Annotated in this window: 19 protein-coding genes, 1 pseudogene and 1 CRISPR repeat array; of the genes and pseudogenes, 18 read left to right on the top strand and 2 right to left on the bottom strand. The window is 70.2% G+C overall.

What is annotated here, in order from left to right:
* Positions 1-122 precede the first annotated feature (122 nt).
* The 3 genes and pseudogenes from V4Y04_RS02760 to V4Y04_RS37655 all read left to right on the top strand — a co-directional run.
* Positions 123-320 (top strand): annotated as a pseudogene (locus tag V4Y04_RS02760) (hypothetical protein); the annotation flags it as partial.
* A 103-nt stretch (positions 321-423) separates the two neighbouring features.
* The gene (locus V4Y04_RS02765; protein ID WP_332425571.1) at positions 424-858 is read left to right on the top strand and encodes a hypothetical protein; all 435 of its coding nucleotides are present in this window, start codon (positions 424-426) and stop codon (positions 856-858) included.
* 654 nt (positions 859-1,512) lie between these two features.
* Positions 1,513-1,917, top strand: coding sequence for a hypothetical protein (locus V4Y04_RS37655; protein ID WP_443079936.1), 405 nt, complete (start codon positions 1,513-1,515; stop codon positions 1,915-1,917).
* Here V4Y04_RS37655 and V4Y04_RS37660 read toward each other — a convergent pair.
* Positions 1,885-2,145 carry a hypothetical protein gene (locus tag V4Y04_RS37660; protein ID WP_443079937.1) on the bottom strand — a complete coding sequence of 87 codons (261 nt, stop codon included), beginning with the start codon at positions 2,143-2,145 and terminating at the stop codon, positions 1,885-1,887. The genes V4Y04_RS37655 and V4Y04_RS37660 overlap by 33 nt on opposite strands.
* 224 nt (positions 2,146-2,369) lie before the next feature.
* Between V4Y04_RS37660 and V4Y04_RS02775 the strand changes: the two genes are divergently transcribed.
* The 14 genes from V4Y04_RS02775 to V4Y04_RS02840 all read left to right on the top strand — a co-directional run bounded on the left by V4Y04_RS02775 (position 2,370) and on the right by V4Y04_RS02840 (position 17,873).
* Positions 2,370-2,753 carry a hypothetical protein gene (locus V4Y04_RS02775; RefSeq protein WP_332432686.1) on the top strand — a complete coding sequence of 128 codons (384 nt, stop codon included), beginning with the start codon at positions 2,370-2,372 and terminating at the stop codon, positions 2,751-2,753.
* A complete protein-coding gene (locus V4Y04_RS02780; protein ID WP_332425572.1) occupies positions 2,750-3,553 on the top strand; it encodes a DUF317 domain-containing protein in 804 nt (267 codons plus the stop codon). The genes V4Y04_RS02775 and V4Y04_RS02780 overlap by 4 nt, the downstream gene beginning before the upstream one ends.
* 31 nt (positions 3,554-3,584) lie before the next feature.
* On the top strand, positions 3,585-3,941 hold the full coding sequence (locus V4Y04_RS02785) for a hypothetical protein (protein WP_332425574.1): 357 nt from the start codon (positions 3,585-3,587) through the stop codon (positions 3,939-3,941).
* Entirely contained in the window at positions 3,932-4,747 is an 816-nt protein-coding gene (locus tag V4Y04_RS02790) for a DUF317 domain-containing protein (RefSeq protein WP_332425576.1), read from the top strand. Before V4Y04_RS02785 ends, V4Y04_RS02790 begins: the two co-directional genes overlap by 10 nt.
* Positions 4,744-5,373, top strand: coding sequence for a hypothetical protein (locus V4Y04_RS02795; RefSeq protein ID WP_332425578.1), 630 nt, complete (start codon positions 4,744-4,746; stop codon positions 5,371-5,373). Before V4Y04_RS02790 ends, V4Y04_RS02795 begins: the two co-directional genes overlap by 4 nt.
* A gap of 232 nt (positions 5,374-5,605) precedes the next feature.
* Positions 5,606-7,393 (top strand): type IV secretory system conjugative DNA transfer family protein, encoded by a 1,788-nt coding sequence (locus tag V4Y04_RS02800; protein WP_332425579.1) that lies wholly within the window; start codon positions 5,606-5,608, stop codon positions 7,391-7,393.
* Between the two features lie 40 nt (positions 7,394-7,433).
* Entirely contained in the window at positions 7,434-8,261 is an 828-nt protein-coding gene (locus V4Y04_RS02805; protein ID WP_332425580.1) for a hypothetical protein, read from the top strand.
* Between the two features lie 174 nt (positions 8,262-8,435).
* On the top strand, positions 8,436-9,299 hold the full coding sequence (locus V4Y04_RS02810) for a hypothetical protein (RefSeq protein WP_332425581.1): 864 nt from the start codon (positions 8,436-8,438) through the stop codon (positions 9,297-9,299).
* Complete coding sequence (locus V4Y04_RS02815; RefSeq protein ID WP_332425582.1) at positions 9,296-10,570, top strand: DNA cytosine methyltransferase; 1,275 nt, start codon at positions 9,296-9,298, stop codon at positions 10,568-10,570. Before V4Y04_RS02810 ends, V4Y04_RS02815 begins: the two co-directional genes overlap by 4 nt.
* Positions 10,570-11,700, top strand: a complete 1,131-nt coding sequence (locus V4Y04_RS02820; RefSeq protein ID WP_332425584.1) for a DnaB-like helicase N-terminal domain-containing protein — start codon at positions 10,570-10,572, stop codon at positions 11,698-11,700. Before V4Y04_RS02815 ends, V4Y04_RS02820 begins: the two co-directional genes overlap by 1 nt.
* A gap of 63 nt (positions 11,701-11,763) precedes the next feature.
* On the top strand, positions 11,764-13,128 hold the full coding sequence (locus V4Y04_RS02825) for a DUF317 domain-containing protein (RefSeq protein ID WP_332425586.1): 1,365 nt from the start codon (positions 11,764-11,766) through the stop codon (positions 13,126-13,128).
* Between the two features lie 210 nt (positions 13,129-13,338).
* Positions 13,339-14,466: direct repeats of the CRISPR family, unit length 29 nt; unit sequence CGGAACACCCCCGCGTCGGCGGGGAGGAC.
* Between the two features lie 32 nt (positions 14,467-14,498).
* Positions 14,499-16,919, top strand: a complete 2,421-nt coding sequence (locus V4Y04_RS02830; RefSeq protein ID WP_332425588.1) for an alpha/beta fold hydrolase — start codon at positions 14,499-14,501, stop codon at positions 16,917-16,919.
* 49 nt (positions 16,920-16,968) lie between these two features.
* Positions 16,969-17,181: an MbtH family protein gene (locus V4Y04_RS02835; protein WP_332425590.1), complete on the top strand. Its 213-nt coding sequence runs from the start codon at positions 16,969-16,971 to the stop codon at positions 17,179-17,181.
* 188 nt (positions 17,182-17,369) lie between these two features.
* Positions 17,370-17,873 (top strand): winged helix-turn-helix domain-containing protein, encoded by a 504-nt coding sequence (locus tag V4Y04_RS02840; RefSeq protein ID WP_332425591.1) that lies wholly within the window; start codon positions 17,370-17,372, stop codon positions 17,871-17,873.
* 14 nt (positions 17,874-17,887) lie between these two features.
* Here the strand turns inward: V4Y04_RS02840 and V4Y04_RS02845 are convergent, their stop codons facing one another.
* Positions 17,888-18,832 (bottom strand): tryptophan 2,3-dioxygenase family protein, encoded by a 945-nt coding sequence (locus V4Y04_RS02845; protein ID WP_332425592.1) that lies wholly within the window; start codon positions 18,830-18,832, stop codon positions 17,888-17,890.
* On the opposite strand from V4Y04_RS02845, the gene V4Y04_RS02850 reads away from it, so the two are divergent.
* A complete protein-coding gene (locus V4Y04_RS02850) occupies positions 18,772-19,959 on the top strand; it encodes a cytochrome P450 (protein ID WP_332425593.1) in 1,188 nt (395 codons plus the stop codon). The genes V4Y04_RS02845 and V4Y04_RS02850 overlap by 61 nt on opposite strands.

Raw genomic sequence — 19,959 nt, forward strand, 5'->3', positions numbered from 1 at the left:
CCCGTTTCGCCACGCGAGCCAGCGCATCAGCCAACAAACCTGCGAACCCACCCGCCCCCTTAAGCACACCCTCAAGTGATGTGAATCACATTCATGGCGGGCGGGTGCTCCCACCACCGGCCATCGCGGCCGCACACACCGTGCTTGTCATCGAGGGCACTTGGGATGAAGCCGATCGGGCGGAGCTGGAAGAGAGGGCCCGCGCGATCACCAGGGCCGGATGGTGGATCGACCAGCGCGACGCGGAAGGCCCTGACCTGCTCGAACTCCTCGACGCCGCCACCGAGTCGGACCGCGGAACCGAGAACCCCTACCGGTAAGGACGGACCGGAACGTAGCCGAGGGTCGCCGGTTGGCCAAACCGGCGATCCTCCGGACCATTGATCCTCCCGCCGCCACCCGCCCCGTGTGGAAGGACTTTCCGTGACCGAGCCCTGCCCGCCCCCGCCCCCTCCGGCCTTCGCGCCTACCCCCGACCCGCTCACCCCCTCCCGGGACGTCACCCACGCCCACTTCGAGGCCGGCGACCAGATCGTCGTCCTCAAGGGAGTCGCCGACGGAGAGCTGTGGGGAGACGCCATGCGTGTCGTCGCCCCCTCCTGGCACACGCCGACCGACGAGGACGGGTGGCGGCTGCGCAACGCTACCGGCGGAGCCCAGACCTACATCACCGGCCACCCGCGCTACCTCGTGCACCTCTCGCGCCGCTGCCCGGACTGCCTGATCCACCTGCGCGCCATGGAAGACCACCTTCTGCCGAAGTACGCAGGGCAGGACGCACTGATCGACTGCGGCTGGTACACCACCACAGCCCTCGGCCAGCTTGTGCACATCGCCGACATCAGGCGCGGCCGGTGAGCCTGCCCGCCCGCCACCCCGGCGCGGGCGCTCCCTGATCACCGCGCTCCGCCCGCGACCTCCGCCACCCAGGTCGCCAAGGCCAGCAGAGCAACACCGACGTGATCCCCCGAGTCAACGCCCGCACTCACACTCCGCACGGCCCGCTCTGCGAGGCCTTGGTGCGAACCGGTGTTGCCACCGCTCCACCCGCGGTACGAAACACCCCACGACGATCGCCGTAGGAGATTCGGCCTCGCCACCAAAGCCGTAGCCCGACTGCGGGCCGTCGGCTACCGCATCGACTGCGACAAGGACTTTCACACCGCCCGGCGCCCCGCCTTCACTGACTGCCGCTGGGCGCCCAGGTCGCACAGCTCGCCGAGTTCATGCGCAAGGTCACCACCACTGACGAGGGGCCGAGGTCCTCACCGAGCTGGCTGCCTCCCACGACGGCATGGACGAGGCCGCCGACCCACATGTGGCCTGCGCTACCTCGCAGACCGGCACCCCTGCACCCCGGCCGCAGCACCTACGCGGAAGAGATCCCCGCCACAGAGCGCGAACGCTCCAGCATGTGCGCCTGCCCGCCCCGCCACGTGCCGTGCCAGTACCGCCTCCGCCCACCGTCGTCGGGCTTCGCCGCTGACGCCGTCCCATCTGACCAAGGAAGACATGCACGACCACGACTCCGGACGCCTTGTCTCGTTCGCCGATGTCCTCGCCGGTGAACTGCCCGATGCCTGGACCAGCAGCCACCACCCGGCCGAGGACAAGGACGACCTCGCCGAACTCACCGACCGTATCTGGGACATGGACCTCGTCGCCCAAGCCCTCGTCAAGCACCCGCTCCAGCAAGCGGCGGTCCTCACCCGCCAGGACGGTGCGCAGCTCGTCGTCCTCGACCGACCTGGACGGGACGGATTCCTCATCGCCGCCGTCGCCCCCAGCAACCTCCCCGCGGAGGCGTTCCTGGGTCTGCGTGAACCAGACGGGATCGTCCTGACGGACAACCCGTTCCACAGCGCCGAGTTGGTCACCGGCGACCTACTGGCCCGTCTCGACACCGCTCTCGCCTAGGCCCGCTGCAACGCCGCAGGCATCCGGCCGTCCCAGCCGGACCTCGTCGTCCTGACCTGGCAGCCGGACGGCAGCCTCGCCGCCGCCCCTGTCGGCGCGAAGGCCGCCGAAGTCCTGACCGCCAACGGGTTTATCCGCGATGACGACGGCACCTACCGCCTGAGCGGTGACGACACCACCGCCCAGGCCCGCGCCGTACGGGCGATCGGTCCGCAGCTCGACGCTCACCGCATCACCACCGCGCTTCAGTCTCCCTCGGGCCGGATCCCGCCCACCGCCACCCCGTCGGCGCCCGTTCCGGCCCTGCCCACCACCAGGGCCTCGGCCGGGAGAGGACGGTGACGCAAAACATCAGCGAGCGCGCCGGTCCGCCGTCCGATCCCCGGCGCGAGGCACCCCAGCCCATGCAGATCGGCCGCCGCACTGACCTCGCCCACTTGCTCGGGAGGACCATGCCCCACACTGCCCCCTACCCGGCCCGGCTCGCCGACGAGATCGCGCGTCAGCTCGGCCGGCTCACCGACCATCTCTCCCAACTCCCCGCACACGAGGCCATCCAGGTCATCGCACGGGTCCTCGAACCGCAGGACGGTGTCCTCGAGCGCGTCACCCACCTGGTCGTCACCGGCTCCCACTTCGCCAAGGACCAGGCCGAATGCGGCATCCTGCCGACCGAGGTCTGGCTCGCCCTCGGCCGGGCCGCGAACGAGCTGCACGACATCGCGCTCGACCTCGACGAGCACACCGACACGCTCGCCGAACTGACCACCCGCCCTGCACCCACTCCCGCACCGCCCCCGAACGCCGCACCACTCGTCGTCCGGCGCCGCCGGTGAAGAAAAGGCAATGGCACGGCTGGAGTCCAGGCGAGCAGGCCGAGCAGCACTACCTGATCGAGCCCCGTACCCTCGCCGGCGGCGGAGACGTCCGTCACGTCTCCGAGTTCCTGCGCGCCTCTGGATGGCGGGACCGATCAAAGCCCGGCGGGCCCCTGCTCATGGACAGCCCCGACCGCAGCATCCGCATCGGGTACGACCCCTTCGTCCAGCCCGGCGGATGGACCATTCACGGAAAGGCCACCACCCACCAGGATGAATGGACAGCGATCCTGGGCCGCCAAGCACCGGTCGAAATCGTCGCCGGGCTCACCGACGTGCTCACCCGTCCTCGCTCCGCACACGCCCCCACCGTCTGGGCCCCGCTCCAGGAACAGCGCTGGTACATCCCACCCAGCGACGGCCACATCACCGCCGTGAGCCCCGACCGCTCGGCCTGGATGCAGTTCCACCAGGCCCCCGACGGCCACGCCATGTGGTGGTCCGGAGCCCAGGATCACCAAGGCAACTGCTGGACAGCCCAGTTCACCGCCACCACCCCGATGCACCTCGTGCAGAACTACGCCGCCGCCCTTGCCAGCCCCGAGCCCGTCATGCGCCCCCGCGGACGCGTCCCCCACAGCACCCGGATCCGCACCACTTCCGTCTCGGTCCTCCCCTCGCAGCTCAGCGCCTGGCAGCAAGCCCGCATCACCGCCGCCCGCGCCGCCACCTGGGCCCGCACCTCCTGGCAGACCAACCAGCCCCCCACCACCGCGCGCCCCCGCGCCACCCAGCGCGGCGCCCGCGCCCACCGCTGATTCCTTCGTCTCCTCACCTCCAAGGAGTCCCGTGCCCGCACCCACCCCCGGCGACATCCACGCCGCCACCCAGACCCTGGCCCGGCTCACCGAGTACCTGCGCGAGAACCCCGAGCCCGCCGAGGCACTCGGCCTCATCGAGCCGCTGCTGGACGAGTACACCGGTGTCCCCGTCCAGCTCGCCGATGCCCTGCGCGCCCTGGCCCGAGCCGTGCAGGAGCACCCCGCCACCCCTCACACCGTCGAAACCGACCTCCTGATCCAGGAGTTGCGCACCGCCGCGTGGGAGCAGGCCGACCAGCACACCCTCCACTACGCTCTCGACGATCTGCGCGGCCTGTACCGGAAGGCACCCGAGTCCCTGTCGGAGTGCGGCCCGTGTCCGTGAGCGAACGGCAGCTCGCCGCCTTCGCTGGCACCCACGCCTGGCGCGTCCCGTTCGACACCAGTCCGCGCCACCTGGCCGGCCCCGGCGACGGCCGACACGTCACCCACGGCCTGGCCGCGGCCGGATGGACGCGCACGTCCGACCCGCTGAGCCCCGAGATCGTACTGACGAGCCCGGACCACCGGCACAGCCTGCAGTTCGACCCGCAGTCCGCCACCGCCGCTCGGTGGCGGCTGCGAGCCGAGCCCACCGACACCGACCCGGGCTGGTACGCAGAGTTCGGTGAACTCGTCCCCGCCGAGGTCCTCAGCGCTGTCACCGATGCCCTCGTCACCCCCTCGACCGTAGATCCACGCGACCCCCTGGTCGCGGCGGACGCCGCAGGCTGGCTCATCGATGCGCGCGGTGCGGCCAGTTCGCCGGACGCTGCGTGCCGCGTCGAACGACGCCCCGAACGGCACGCCACCGTGTCCTGGCACGTGGAGGCGCACGAGCCCGGACACGGTTTCCGTGGCCTCCAACTCTGGCACGCCTGGTTCGATACCCAGACGCCCACCCGCCTGGTGAAAGCCTTCGTCACCGCACTCGCCGACCCCGCCCCGCTCCAGCGCGGCATGTTCGACCGCACCGCCCACGGCGCCGTGCAGGAGCCGAGCCTCCTGTCCCCGCAGCACGTGGTCGACGCACACACCGAGCGACTCCGTGCCCTTGGTGCCCGGATCCGTGCGGCCCGGCGGCGCCCCCAGCCCGAGACGGCCGAGGTCCCCGCTCCGCCGCCATCCCCGTCTGCCTCCCTGCGGCGATGACCGCCAAACATGGGACCCCGAACATCACCACCCCACAAGGACCCGTCATTTCCACCACCTCCGACTCCCACCGCGCCACGCTGAAGCAGCTCTCCGCCTTCCTACGCGAGAGCACCTACATCCTGGCCAACTGGAACTACTACTCCGAAGAGAACACCGACCTCGACGGCTGGCCGTTCGACGAGCACGCCTACGGCCTCCGCCAGCACCAGCGCGACCGCGAGACCGCCGAAGCATTCGAGGCCGTCCGCCCCACCGCACGGCAACTCCTCGCCACCGCAGAAGAACAACTCGCCCCACTGCCCGCCCATACGGTCCAGCCCCGCTGGGCCTGGCAGCTCGGCACCCTGCGCGACGCGCTCGACCGCCTGGACACCCTGCACCAGGAGTGGCAGCAGACCTGCGCCGACCTCCCCCTCACTGCCCGGCCCGGCACTCCGGCGTACGACGACGCGCTCGTCGACCACTACGCCGAGGCATGGAGCTACCTCGACGACTGGGCCACCCATGGCCACGCCGTCATCGACATCAACACCACTGCCCGCAGCACCCAGTCACGCCTGGCCCCGCCGCCGACCGCGAAGTCGGCGCCCGTGGTCGGCCGGACCACCCCGGTACGGAGGTAGTGGTGCCCTCGTCTCCCGAGACCGTCGACCCGAACCGCATCACACGGGCCGAGGCGAACCTGCCTGTCGGCCTGATCGCCTTCGCCCTGCAGAACCGCGTCCGCACACTCACCGCCCGCCGCAGCGCACCGCCGGCGGCCCCGAGCACCCCGCGACGCCCCCCCGGCCCACTCGGGCAACACCCGCTGAACCACGCCTCCCGCCCTCGCCCTCGCCCGGAAGCACATCGCCCTTGCCCCCTTCCGCCAACAAGCCCTCCGACGGCTACGACATCGCCTTCCGCCTCCTCCTGGGCGTGGCCGCCATCGTCGTCCCCCTGGCCCACCTCGCCTGGCTGTCCAGCAACATCACCGCCTGGCTGGCCGGCCAACCCTGGGCCGCATACGCACCCGCCACCGCTCTGCTCCAACCCGACCAGCTCTGGCCCCACACCGGAAAAACGTCCCTGCTCATCGGAGCCCGCCTCGTCCCCGCCGCCGTGCTGCTCGCGCTCGCCACCGCAGCCGTCGTCCTGTGGTCGCGCCACAAAACCGGTGTAGGACGGAAGAAGAAGATCGCCGGTATGGCCAAGCCCAAGGACATCGAGCCCCTGCTGGCCAAGGCCATCACCGACAAGGCCCGCTCCCTGCGGCCGAGCCTGAAGACCGCCAAGCGCATCGACGCCAAGGACACAGGCGTCCTCCTCGGCAACCTGCAGGGCACCAAGCACGAGGTCCGCATGGGGTACGAGGACGTCGCCGTCGCGATCATGGCCCCGCGCTCCGGCAAGACCACGTCGCTGGCGATCCCCTCGATCCTCAACGCGCCCGGCCCGGTCCTGCTGACCTCGAACAAGGCGGCGGGCGACGCGTACACCGCGACCCTCGACGCCCGGACCGCGGTGGGGCGGGGGTGGTCGATGGACCCACAGCAGATCGCCCACGCGTCCCGCGAGATGTGGTGGAACCCCCTCGCGGACGCCAAGACGCTGGACGGTGCCGGCCGCCTGGCCGGGCACTTCCTCGCTGCGAGCGTGGACGCCTCACAGCAGGGTGACTTCTGGTCGAAGGCCGGATCCAACATCCTGTCGCAGCTCTTCCTCGCCGCCGCCCTCGACGACCGGCCCATCACCGACGTCATGCAGTGGCTCGCGTTCCCCGCCGACCGCACCCCACTGGACATCCTCCGCGACCACGGCTTCACCGCCGTCGCCGCCCAGCTCAAGGGCACCGTCGAGGGCCCGCCCGAGACCCGCGACGGCATCTACGAGACCGCCCGCCAGTACGCCGCCGCCCTGCTGAACTCCGAGATCGCCGTGTGGGTCACCCCGCAGAAGAACGTCCCCGAGTTCAAACCGGCCGAGTTCGTCACCTCCGCCGACACGCTCTACCTGCTGAGCAAGGACGGCGGAGGCGGAGCGAGCGCCCTGATCGCTGCATGCGCGGACTCCGTGATGCGGGCCGCGACCGCCCAGGCAGAGCGCGCCGGCGGACGCCTCGACCCGCCGATGCTCGCGATCCTCGACGAGGCCGCCAACGTCTGCAAGATCTCTGACCTTCCGGACCTGTACTCCCACCTCGGCAGCCGCGGGATCATCCCGATCACCATCCTGCAGTCCTACCGCCAGGGCCAGAAGGTCTGGGGCGACGCCGGCATGGACGCCATGTGGTCCGCCTCCACCGTGAAGGTCATCGGCTCCGGCATCGACGACCCGGACTTCGCCGACAAGCTGTCCCGGCTGATCGGCGACCACGACGTCGAGACCACCTCCACCTCCCATTCCGAGTCCGGCAAGTCCACCTCGGTGTCCATGCGGCAGGAGCGGATCCTGCCCGCCGACGCTATCCGCGCCCTGCCCAAGGGCACCGCCCTGTGCTTCGCCACCGGCATGCGCGCCGCCATGCTCGACCTGCGCCCCTGGTACCTGGAGCCCGGCGCCGGCGAGCTGTCTGCCGCCTCCGCCCGTGCTTCGAAGGCCATCACCACCCGCGCCGTCGCCAAGCACACACCCATGCAGGACGACTTCGGCCCTGCGACCTGATCACAGCGCCTCGCCACTCCACCGGAGCCCCACCATCACCATGCGCCAAATTGACCTGCCCGCACAGATCGACCATCTCCGCAAGCTCGGCGCCGACTTCGCCGCCCTGCACACCACCGTCACCGCCCTGAACGCCCATCCGGGCAGCGAGATGCTGCAGCAGGTCGGTCCCAAAATCCTCGCCGTCCACGAGCTCGTCGGCCGCGCCTTGGTCCGCCTGTCCGTGCTCGATGGCAGCCAGTACACAGCCGTGCCCGGCAGTCGTTCCTCCCTGGAGATGCTCAGTGAGGTCATCGCCTCCGGCTCTCTCGCCGCTTCGCAGCTGGCGAGAGCCGTGGCCGACAACCCGCTCGAAGCCGCCGCCTTCGCCGGAGGCCCACCGGCCGACGACGCTGCCGTGCACCAAGCCCGGCACGCCGAGGCCAGGCCCCTCCTGGCCGAGAGCCTGACCACGGCCGCCCACCACCTCGACCTGTGCGCGACGTGCTGCCAGTACACGGCGGCCGGGGTCGCCCGCGACCTGAAGGACCACCCAGAACACCGCCCGTCACTGCCGCAGTTGACCGACGCCCAGTACACGGCGCTCGACAAGATCACCCAAGGCGGCGCCCGCCGCTACGAGCGCCGAGGCGGAAGCAGGAGCGTCATGGCCGGCGACGGCAGCAGCATCCACGCCACACCCTTCGCCGTGCTGGAGAAGCACCGCCTGATCCGGATCGACACACAGCACTCCGCCATCGCCGGCCAGGACATCACGGTCACGGCCGCCGGGAAGCTGGTGCTGGACACTCAGCGGCCCGGACCGACGCCCTCAGCATCACCGGGCAAGGTACCCGCACCCAGCAAGCCGGGCGGGAGGCGCCGATGAGCAGCCTTCGCCCCGCCAAAGCGGGCGCTCTTGTCGCCGTCATCTCCCACGCACTCCATACGCAGCGCTGAGCGCCGGCCCACTCTCCCCACCATCTCACCGTCAGGACTTGCCATTTCCGCCCCTCCGCAGTTCCGCGCCATATCACTCGGCGCGGGAGTCCAGTCCAGCGCCATGCTCGCTCTTTCCGCCGAAGGCGTCCTCCCGAAGGTCGATTACGCCATCTTCGCCGACACAGGTTGGGAACCGGCTGCTGTATATGAGCACCTCGACCGCCTGGAGACAGAGATAGCCAGGCCCGCCGGAATCCCGGTGCTGCGTGTCTCCGCCGGAAACATTCGCGACGACGCCCTCGACCCAAATCACCGATTCGCCTCCATGCCTCTTTACATCCTGAACCAGGACGGGAAGCAAGGCATGATCAGGCGCCAATGTACTGGTGAGTACAAAATCAAACCGATCAAGAAGAAGGTCCGCGAACTCCTCGGATATCCCTATCCGCAGCGCATCCCGAAGGACGTTTTCGTCGAGCAGTGGATCGGTATTTCGACGGACGAATTCCATCGCGCCAAGGACGCCGACGTCCGCTACATGAAGAACTTCCATCCGTTGATCGAGATGGGCTGGTCCCGTAGCGACTGTGTCCGTTACCTGGCGTCGCTCGGCCTCGCGGACACACCGAAATCGTCATGCCTGGGATGCCCCTTCCACGGCAACGCACAATGGCGCCACATCCGCGACACGAGCCCCGAAGAATGGCAGGACGTCGTCGAATTCGACGCCGCGATCCGAAAGGGCAACGCCCGGGCCAACGCCGCCGGCAACAAGCTGCTCGGCCAGGCATTCCTTCATCGCTCACGCGTACCCCTCAGCGAGGCACCGATCGACCACGTCACCGCCGCCGAACGAGCAGCTCTCCAGAGCGAGCCGACGGACGTGTACGAGCTGGAACACGGTGTGGCCGACGGGTGCTCGCCCTGGGCTTGCCGGGGAGATGCGGACGCGCCGACACAGGGCGACTTCGGGCTGACCTCTTGATCCTCGACCTCTTCGCCGGACCGGGCGGCTGGAGCCACGCCCTGACCGTGCTGGGTGCTCGGGACGTCGGCCTGGAGTGGGACAAGTGGGCTTGCAAGACCCGTACTGCCGCAGGTCAGTTGACCATCCGGACGGACGTGGCCCTGTACCCGACGTGGCCGTGGGTCGGCCGAACATGGGGGCTGATCGCGAGCCCGCCGTGCCAGGCATGGTCGATGGCTGGCAAGCGCCTGGGCCTGGTGGACCAGCCGCTGGTGCACCAGGCTGTCGCGGACCTGGCCGCCGGGCGGGACACTCGCGAGAAGTTGCTGGCCGCCTGCCGGGACGAGCGCAGCATGCTGGCCGCCGAACCGATGCGCTACCTCCACGCCCTGAATGCGGTCGGCGAACCCGAGTGGGTCGCCATGGAGGAGGTCCCTGACATCCTGCCCTTGTGGCGGCAGTACGCGGCCGTCCTGCGCCGTTGGGGCTTCTCCGTCTGGACGGGCATCCTCAACGCCGCCGACTACGGCGTCCCCCAGACGAGACGGCGAGCAATCCTCCTCGCCTCCCGCATCCGTACAGCCCAACCACCCGCGCCCACCCACGCCCAAGTCGCCGAACCCGAGTCGCTGTTCGGACCGGGCCGCGCCCGGTGGGTCAGCATGGCGGAGGCCCTCGGCTGGGGCGCCACCGAGCGGCCTGTCCCCACCGTGTGCGCCGGGGGCGGACCGGGCGGCGGCCCCGAGCCCTTCCCTTCCGGCTCACGCCAGAGTCTCGCCAACGCCCGTAAGCGAGGTCTGTGGCGCCCGCAGGCGGCTCCCACGGAGGTGGTGCTCGAACCGCAGACCCGCGGAGCAGGCTGGGCCGCGCGGCACGGCACCCGATCGGCTACCCCCGCGGGAAGCCCGGCGCCCATGTTCACCAGCAAGGCCACCCACTGGAAGTGGGCACTGCGCAGCAACAACCAGGCCAACGCCACCGTCCGGCCGCTGGACGAGCCCGCCGGGACCCTGTTCTTCGGGCACCGCGCGAACGAGTGCACCTGGGTCGCCGAGCCCGTCGGTGTCCCGTCCGAGGGCGAGCCCCCTGCAGCCCCGGAGCCGATCCGGATCACTGCCCGGGAGGCCGGCGTCCTGCAGACCTTCCCCGCCGACTACCCCTGGCAAGGAAACAAGGGCCAGCAGTTCTCCCAGATCGGTAACGCCGTGCCCCCGCTACTCGCCGCCCACCTCCTCGCCCCGCACCTCCGAGTGCCGCTCAACCCCGACGACTTCACCCTCGCTGCCTGATGCTCCCCGACCACGCTCCCGACAAGGACGAGGGCCTCGACACGCTGCCTGAACCGCGGCCGGTGTACTACGCCGAGCAGGCCCTCCTCGGCGCCCTCCTCCTTGAACCCCACCGTCTCCCCGACATCACCGGAGTCGAACCCGACTCCTTCGCCCAGCACGCCCATGGCGCCCTGTTCGCCGCGATCCGCTCGCTGCCGACCCCCGATCCCGGCCGACACGCCAAGGACGCCAGCTGGCTGACCGCGGTCCTGACCACCGCCCGAAAGCACACCCGCGGACTGACCGCCTCCTACCTGCACACGCTGGTCCAGATCTGCCCATGGCCCAAGCACGCACCCGCCTACGCGCGGATGGTCGAGACCGACCACGCTCGCCGCACCCTGCGCTTGCACGCCCACCGCCTCAAGCAAACCGCGACAGACACCACGCTCCCCCAGCCCGTCTCCGCGGCCCTCGCCGAAGCCGATGCCCTCGCCCGCTGCGCCGACGACCTCGCGGCCCGCTTTCGGGCGCACCCCGGTTCCCTGCCCCGCACGCCGGCGCCACCACCCGGCGGCACGCTCAGCGGCCACGACAAAGAAGCACTCGACGAGGAGCGGTCACTGCTGGCGACCGCGATCGCGCACCCCGCGGAGGCCGAGCAGATGCGCTGGCTGACCGCCCAGGACATCACCCACCCGCTTCACGCCGGCCTGTGGCAGTGCCTGACCGCCCTGACCCGGCGCGGTGCTCCCGTCGACCCGGTCACCGTCCTGTGGGAGGCCCAGCACAAGGGCCTGCTCACCGCGGAGATCACGCCCCGGGAGCTGCTCGACCTCCTCGATACGCCGCCCGGCGGCTCGCCCCCCTACTGGGGCGAACGCATCCTCAAGCGCGCCGTCCTCGCGACCGCACATCGCGTAGGCGCGCGCATCGCAGCGTTCACCGACGATCCGGCGACCACCCCGTACCAGCTCGTCGTCGGCAGCCGTCGCGCACTGGCAGACCTCACCTCGCTGCGCACCCGCTGGGAGCGGGCCAACCATCCCACGCCACCAACCATGCCCGCCTACTCCCGAACCTCACCCCCGCCACGGGCGGGCCCGCCGCCGGTGACGACCCTGCCCTCCCCCCGCATCTCCCGCTGACGTCTACCCGCCCAGGGCCCGGCTCCCCATGACCCGACCCCAGGCCGAATCGAGCAACTCGCCTTGACGACACCGTCCATCGACGCGCACGTCCGCCTCGAGACCCACCCCTCCCATCGCAGCGCCGTCGTCGCCACCGTCGCCGGCGCCGCACGACACATCGCCCACGCCCACCTGAGCGTCCGCGGCTTCGAGAGCGTGGAAGAGCGCACGCTGGTCATGGCCCGCATTGACCACGAGGAGCCGTACTGGGCGGAACGGGCCGCCCAGGCGCTCACCGCCGAAGGCATCAGCACCGAGATCACGCCCGGCCTGCGTGAAGCCATTGACGAGGAGTGGACCTGGGCCGACTATCCCATGCCCTGGTGCACCCGCCAGGAGATCCGTGAGGTCTCCGACGAAGCCCAGAAGATCTACGACGACATCCGCCACGGTCGCCTCGCCATCCACGCCCACGCCGACGACGGATGGACCATGGTCGCCGTCGGCTCCTACCGCGATGGCAGCAGCGTCACCCTCCACGGCGAGAACCACCTGCGCACGATCGCGGAAACCTTCGATTCGCCTGCCGATGCTCTCGCCGCCTTCGAACGCCTCCACAGCGACACGAAGCGCCCCGGGCCCGCGCCCATGACCGACGTCGAGCGTCAGGCCGCCGAAGCCCGCAGCACACTGCACTCGCCAAACCCGCTGAAACCTGAACCGGCCGTCCAGCGGACCGAGATGGTTCCCGCCTACGCCGCCGACCCGGCGGACCACAACGCCGCCCTCGACGGGTTCGTCACCGAACACGACAACTGGGAGAAATGGCGCACCTGGTCGGACGACACCACCCACCTCATCCACGAGACACAGACCCTGCGGGCCGAACTCGTCCACGAAACGAATCCCCGCGAGACCGCTTGGACCTTCGCCGCCTACGAGACACCCGTCTCCGACCGCATGTGGCACCTCACCCTGACTGGCGCCACCCCCGCCCCTCTGCTGAAGACTCTCCTGAACAGGCTCGCGGAAGGAGACGCCTGGGAGACCGCCATCGGCAGCCCCACCACCGAGAAGACCGTCACCGAAGCCACCCGCCCTCTCACCGACGCCGGCTGGAAGCACACCATCGAGGGCCGATGGATCCGCTGGGAGACCACCCCAGGCGACGCCGGCGTCCAGTTCGACGCCTTCGCCGCCCAGAACCCCAGCACCCTGCCCACCTGGACCCTCTGGGCAGGCCCCAGCATCGACCGCCCCACCTGGACCCTCCACGCCTCCCCCTACACACCCGCCCCGCTCCTGGCCAGTCTCACCGAGGAACTCGCCCACGGCACCGGCACCCGCACGAAGCCGACAGTGCCCCACAGACCCGCACAGCTCAAGGCCACTCCACTCGGCCTCCCGCAGGCCACCACCCCGCACGCTGCCAACCGGAACCTGTGACGACTCAACTCTCTTTCCGCGCCATGACATAAGCGAAGCGTCACCCTCGGACGACCGCTGCCGTAGGTACGCCCCCGAGCCCGAACGCACGTCGGTCCCTGCACCGCATGTCCAAAGGTCGACATGCTGTTTCAGGCAGTCCGGTAGACCGAAGGCATAGGTCCAGGTAGGTGAAAAACCTTTCGAAGTTCGCGGACAAGGCGTGCCCAGCGGAACACCCCCGCGTCGGCGGGGAGGACCCGTCCGTAGCCGACGAGGTGCACGGTGCCGTCGGAACACCCCCCGCGTCGGCGGGGAGGACGAGCCCTGCGCCGGTCACCTTCGTGATGAGGTCGGAACACCCCCGCGTCGGCGGGGAGGACCCCAGCGGCGCCGGACCGTGCGGTCCACCCTCCGGAACACCCCCGCGTCGGCGGGGAGGACGACGAGCTGGTGGAAGCGGTCTTTCGTCACGGCGGAACACCCCCGCGTCGGCGGGGAGGACCACGGCCTGCAGCTCCTCACCCGCTACTGCGACGGAACACCCCCGCGTCGGCGGGGAGGACGGTGGGCTGGTCCACACACGCGGCCTCCGGTGCGGAACACCCCCGCGTCGGCGGGGAGGACATCAGCCGCGGCGAAGTCCGCACCCTCCGCACCGGAACACCCCCGCGTCGGCGGGGAGGACTGCTGCATCAGCGCCGCAGTCTCCGCCAACGTCGGAACACCCCCGCGTCGGCGGGGAGGACTCGCGGATCCACAGGGTGATGGGCTCGCCGTGCGGAACACCCCCGCGTCGGCGGGGAGGACGAAGACGTTCCATGCCAGGACGGTCTGATCATCGGAACACCCCCGCGTCGGCGGGGAGGACCGTCGCGTGAACGACAACGCCCCGCTCCTCTGCGGAACACCCCCGCGTCGGCGGGGAGGACCACGGCGAGCGGGCCTCCGCCGGCACCGGTCACGGAACACCCCCGCGTCGGCGGGGAGGACGTGCCCGCGGTGATGGTGTAGGTCCCGTTGGCCGGAACACCCCCGCGTCGGCGGGGAGGACGGGGTGATGGTCGCCGCCGACGCGGCACAGTAGGGAACACCCCCGCGTCGGCGGGGAGGACAGCAGCCGCAGTTCCTTGCCCTCGCCGATCACCGGAACACCCCCGCGTCGGCGGGGAGGACGGCACCACGTTGCCCGCAAAGAGATCACCTGGCGGAACACCCCCGCGTCGGCGGGGAGGACGGAAGTTGGGGCACTCTTGGAGCACGCGGAAGCGGAACACCCCCGCGTCGGCGGGGAGGACAGAACCTTGTAGGTCTCCGCCATGAACCACCGCGGAACACCCCCGCGTCGGCGGGGAGGACGCTACCGCGTCGAGCCGGGCGAGCTGGAGGCGGTGCTGCGCGAACAGGACGGCGTGGCGAACGCGGTGGTCGCCGTGCGCCGGGACCGGCTCGGCGAACGCCGCCTGGTCGCCTACGTGGTGCCCGACGGCTCCGAGTCCACCGGCCGTGACGCCGCCGAACAGGTCGGCGAGTGGCGCGAGATCTACGACACCATGTACGGCGAGACGGAAGTCGGCAACGACACGGTTGGCGAGGACTTCACCGGCTGGAACAGCTCCTACACCGGCCGCCCCATCCCGCTGCCGGAGATGCGGTCCTGGCGCGAGGCCGTGCTGGGGCGGGTGCGGTCCCTGCGCCCGCGCCGGGTGCTGGAGATCGGCGTCGGCTCCGGCCTGCTGCTCGGCCCCCTCGCACCGGAGGCCGAGGAGTACTGGGGCACTGACTTCTCGGCACCTGTCATCGAACGGCTCCGCGCCCAGACCGGCACCGACCGGCGCCTGTCGGACAAGGTGACCCTGCGCTGCCAGCCCGCCGACGACGCCGACGGTCTGCCCGACGGGTACTTCGACACGGTGATCCTCAACTCGGTCGTGCAGTACTTCCCGGACGCCGACTACCTCACCCGGGTGCTCGATCTCGCGATGGACCGGCTCGCACCCGGCGGGCGCGTCGTGCTCGGCGATGTCCGCAACCACCGGACCCTGCGCACGTTCGCCGCGGCGGTCCACCGCTGCCGACAGCCCGCCGACGGCCCGGCCGCCGTGCAGGCCGCCGTGGAACGCGCGGTGCTCGCCGAGAAGGAACTCGTCGTCGACCCGGGCTTCTTCGCCCGCTGGGCCGAGGCCCGGCCGGACGCCGTCGCCACCGACATCCGCCTCAAACAGGGCGCCCACCACGACGAGCTGACCCGCCACCGCTACGAGGTCGTGCTGCACAAGGCGCCGGCGAAGCCGCTGGACCTCGGCGACCTGCCCGAGGCGGTGTGGGCGGCGGACGTCCGGGAACTGGCCGACCTGGAAGACGCGTTGGCCCGGCACGGCGGTCGGCTCCGACTGACCGGCGTCCCCAACGCCCGTCTGGCCGGCGAAGCCGCCGAGTGGGGTGCCCCCGCCGAACTGGGCGGCACCCTCGACCCCGCCGAACTGGAGGCATGGGGCGCCCGGCGCGGCCTCGCGGTGTACTGCACCTGGTCGGCCCGGGCGAGTGACTGCTTCGAGGCGGCCGTCCTACCCGACGTCGACGCCGTCTGCTGCGACGGCCTCTACCGGCCCGCCGACGCCCCCTCGGCCCGGCTGGCGAACGTCCCCGCGGTCTCCCGCCGCGCCTCCCGGCTGCCCTCCCTGCTGCGTGAGCGGCTCGCCGGCCGACTCCCGGAATTCATGATGCCCGCCGAGATCGTCTTCCTGGATCGGCTGCCGCTCACCGAGAACGGCAAGGTGGACCGGGCTGCGCTCCCCGAGCCGGACCCGGTCAGCGGGGAACACCGCTCCCCGCGCACCCCGCGCGAGGAGGAACTCGCCGCGCTCTTCGCCGAGGTGCTGGGCCTGGACCGGATCGGCATCGACGACGACTTCTTCGCCTCCGGCGGCCACTCCCTGCGACTGACGCGTCTGGTCTGGCGGATCCACGAGAAGCTGGGCGTGGACGTCCCGATCCGCACGGTCTTCCAGTATCCGACCGTGGCCGAACTGGCACCGCAGTTGTCCGCCGACACCGAGGCCGACATCGAGGACCCGTTCGCCGTTCTGCTGCCGATCCGCACCGAGGGGCACCGGCCCCCTCTGTGGTGGCTGCACCCGGGCGGCGGGCTGAGCTGGCCCTACCTCGGTTTCGCCCGCTACCTGGACCCGGACTGGCCTCTGTACGGCATCCAGGCGCGCGGCTTCGACGGGACCACCCCGCCGGCCGACTCCATCGACGAGATGGTCGAGGACTACATCGGGCAGGTGCTCGAGGTCCAACCGAACGGTCCCTACTACCTGCTGGGCTGGTCCTTCGGCGGCACCCTCGCGCACGCCATGGCGACCGAACTCCAGCGGCGCGGACACGAGGTGGCACTCCTGGCGCTGCTGGACGCCGCGCCTTCCAGCCACTTCACCGACCTGGAGGCCCTCGACGAGGCCATGGTCCGTCGCTTCCTCGCCAACTACATGGGACACCTGGCCGGGATGGAGGAGTATCCGTCGTTGGTCGCGACCGCCTCCTCGATCTTCATCAAGCAGATGGACCAGATGCGGCGGTTCGCCTCACCGCGCTTCCGCGGCGACATCGTCTTCTTCAACGCGCTCCTCGATCCGGAGACCCACGACAAGCGGGAACTGGAAGAGGAACTGGACGTGCTCTGGCAGGAGCACGTTGACGGCCGTGTGCAGCGCATCGACCTCGCCTGCGCGCACAATGAGATGTACTGGCCGCGCAACGCCGCCGAGATCAGCCGCGCCATCAACCGGATCCTGGGGGCGGCGCGGTAACTCCTGACCAGAGCCGCGACTGATGGAAAATCGATTCGGGAGGACACAGGTGAGCACAAATCCGTTCGATGACGAGGACGGCCGGTTCCACGTGCTGGTCAACGACGAGGAGCAGCACTCGCTCTGGCCGGCCTTCGCCGAGGTGCCCGCGGGCTGGCGCAGCGTCTTCGGTCCGGCCGCGAGGGCGGAGAGCGTCGCCTACGTGGAGGAGCACTGGACCGACATGCGGCCGCGCAGTCTCCAGGAGGCGATGAACGACTAGGGCCGCACGAAGAGGCGCGGCTCCGGAAACCACCGGAACCGCGCCTCCCGTGGGCAGCAGGCCGTAGCAACCGAACCAAGCCACCACGGCCTGCGGCCCATTCTCCACGCCTGCTTGGCTGACGTCAGGACGCAATGGGCAGGCGGCGGCAGTGACCATCATTGTGCGTATGCGGGGAGGCGCGCGCTGTGGCAGGCATAAGCAGCGATGTCATGTTCGTCCGATGGCCGGCACAAACAGACCTTCGGAACCGATGTAAGAGGGACGGCGTCCCCCGACTCCTGGTAGTCGAGGCGGGGGCCCGTCCACCGGTCTGCAACGATCCCTTCGAGGACTGGGTTCGCGCACCCATCGCCAGGGCCGACCTCGACGCCCGGGTCAGGGCGCTCCAGAACCGGCTGGACCATCGGCAGACACCGACTCTCGACTCCGCCGGGACGCTCACTTTCGGTCCGCACTCGATCACCGTCTCGAATGTCCAGACAGAGTTGATGGAACTGTTCATCGAGCACTACGGGGAGGTGGTGTACCGGCACGAACTCACTCAACGGCTGGCGGAACGCGTGCAGAGGCCGACGAGAAACTCGCTCGACCTCCACATCATGCGGCTCCGCCGCCGCCTCTTACCGACCGACCTGGTCATCCGGACGGCCTGGGGCCGCGGTTATGTACTGGAGACCGAGGTCGGCTAGCCGACGGACGACGGCTACGAGTGGTGCACCTTTCCGCGCAGTCGGCGAAGCTCGGGAAAGGGCCTGGTGACCCGGCGGGCAAGAAACTCGACACCGCTGGACCCGCCGGTCCCACCCTCCTCCCCGACCATCTTCGACACCAGCGCGAGGTGTGCCATTTTCCAGTGCCAGTACCCGTTCCCCACGTCCACCAGCGCTTCCGCGAGGCGGTGGAGCACCCCGGACTCCGCACCGAGCCGACAGACGTCGTGCACGGACTGCCCGTGGTACTCGGCCGCCGCCGCGAACGCGTCGTAGAGGGTGCCCTGGTGATGGTGGTTGCCCAGCAGCGTGGTCAGCCGCCGGAACTGCGCGGACTGCGCGCCGCTCGCCGTGCCCAGATAGGGCCGAAACTCGGCGAAATAGCGCAGTGGCAGTTTCTCCAGCACCAGAATCTGCTGTTGCAGTACGCGTACCACCTCGCCAGCCCGCAGCAGGAATTCCAGTCCCAGCTCCAGATCGTGTGGGTCGCAGGGCGGCACGAGAGCTTCGGCGGCGGCGTCCAGATCGGACCCCAGTTGCTTCAGCCACAGCTCGCACGACTGGTGGGTGATAATGAAGAACTGCTCCGCGAGGACGACCGCGCGGCTGGACGTGGGTGGGGTCCGAGGCTCCTGGAGCGAAAGCAGAGTCTCCATTCGGAGATATTCCGCGTACGTCAGAGGGCTCAAGGCGCCGCCTCCTCGCGATAGGTGATCGACCGGCCTCCGCCGGACGATCCGGCGCCTCCGACGATCGGTATTCCTGAGAATGGCACGGAAAGGAACCGCCTGATCAGCAATCTTTCGCCTCTCATTCACGGAGAAAGACCTGCGCAAGAAATTTTCGTTGCCAGCGCCGGCGTTGTCACGATTCCGGCATGACCACCCCGACCGAGCTAGACCTGACCGATGCGACCGCCTTCGTACGGCACGACGCACACGAGTTCTGGCGCCAGGTTCGGACGTCCCGACCTGTGTACTGGCACGAGGGGAACCCCGGTTTCTGGGTCGTTTCCCGCCACGCCGACGTGCTGGCCTGCTACGCCGACGTACGTTCCCTGAGTTCCGCTCGTGGGACCGTGCTGGAGGTGCTGCTGAGCGGCGGTGACTCGGCGGGCGGCAAGATGCTCGCGGTCACCGACCGGCCCCGCCACCGCGAGCTGCGCAACCTGATGCTGCGCGCGTTCTCCCCACGCGTCCTCGGCGCGGTCGAACAGAGGGTACGGGAACGGGCCTCACTGCTCGTCAGGAACCTCGCCCGGCAGGGCGAGTTCGACTTCGCGACGGAGGTCGCCGAGCACATTCCGATGCAGACGATCTGCGATCTGCTCTCCATTCCCGAGGCGGACCGCGAGAAGCTGCTGCGCTGGAACAAGCTGGCCCTCTCCTCGGACGACGCCGAGTCCGACCGGCTGGACTCGCTGGAGGCCCGGAACGAGATCGTCGGCTACTTCATGGACCTCGCTCAGCACCGCCGCGGCGACCCCGGCGACGACGTCGTCAGCATGATCGCCACGGCAGAGGTGGGAGACCGCCCGCTCACGCTGGAGGAGGTCGCGCTCAACTGCTATAGCCTCGTGCTCGGCGGCGACGAGTCCTCCCGGGTGTCCGCGATCTGCGCCGTGAAGACGTTCGCCGAGCACCCCGACCAGTGGCGGGCGCTGCGCGCAGGGACGGTCACGATCGACACGGCGGTCGAGGAGGTGCTGCGCTGGGCCACGCCCGCCATGCACTTTGCCCGCACCGCCATCCGGGACATGGAGATCGGCGGCCGACGGGTGCGCGCGGGCGACATCGTGACGCTGTGGAACACCTCAGCCAACAACGACGAGGAGGTGTTCGACCAGCCGCGCCGGTTCGACCCGGCCCGCACGCCCAACAAGCACCTCTCCTTCGGCCACGGCCCGCACTTCTGCGTCGGCGCGTTCCTCGGCCGGGCGGAGCTGCGCGCACTGCTGAGCGCGCTCACCGGGTCGGTCACCGAGATCGAGGTGTGCGGCGAGCCCACACCGATCTACTCCAACTTCCTGAACGGCTACGCCGGCCTGCCGGTCGCCTTCCGCTGA

It is taken from the genome of Streptomyces sp. P9-A2, assembly GCF_036634175.1.
Classification (GTDB): domain Bacteria; phylum Actinomycetota; class Actinomycetes; order Streptomycetales; family Streptomycetaceae; genus Streptomyces; species Streptomyces pratens.

Bases quoted from the DNA above. Each gene is read 5' to 3' on its own strand.
- V4Y04_RS02805 (WP_332425580.1), top strand. From the start codon at position 7,434: ATGCGCCAAATTGACCTGCCCGCACAGATCGACCATCTCCGCAAGCTC.
- V4Y04_RS02810 (WP_332425581.1), top strand. From the start codon at position 8,436: ATGCTCGCTCTTTCCGCCGAAGGCGTCCTCCCGAAGGTCGATTACGCC.
- V4Y04_RS02795 (WP_332425578.1), top strand. From the start codon at position 4,744: ATGACCGCCAAACATGGGACCCCGAACATCACCACCCCACAAGGACCC.
- V4Y04_RS37655 (WP_443079936.1), top strand. From the start codon at position 1,513: ATGCACGACCACGACTCCGGACGCCTTGTCTCGTTCGCCGATGTCCTC.
- V4Y04_RS02820 (WP_332425584.1), top strand. From the start codon at position 10,570: ATGCTCCCCGACCACGCTCCCGACAAGGACGAGGGCCTCGACACGCTG.
- V4Y04_RS02850 (WP_332425593.1), top strand. From the start codon at position 18,772: ATGACCACCCCGACCGAGCTAGACCTGACCGATGCGACCGCCTTCGTA.
- V4Y04_RS02775 (WP_332432686.1), top strand. From the start codon at position 2,370: ATGCCCCACACTGCCCCCTACCCGGCCCGGCTCGCCGACGAGATCGCG.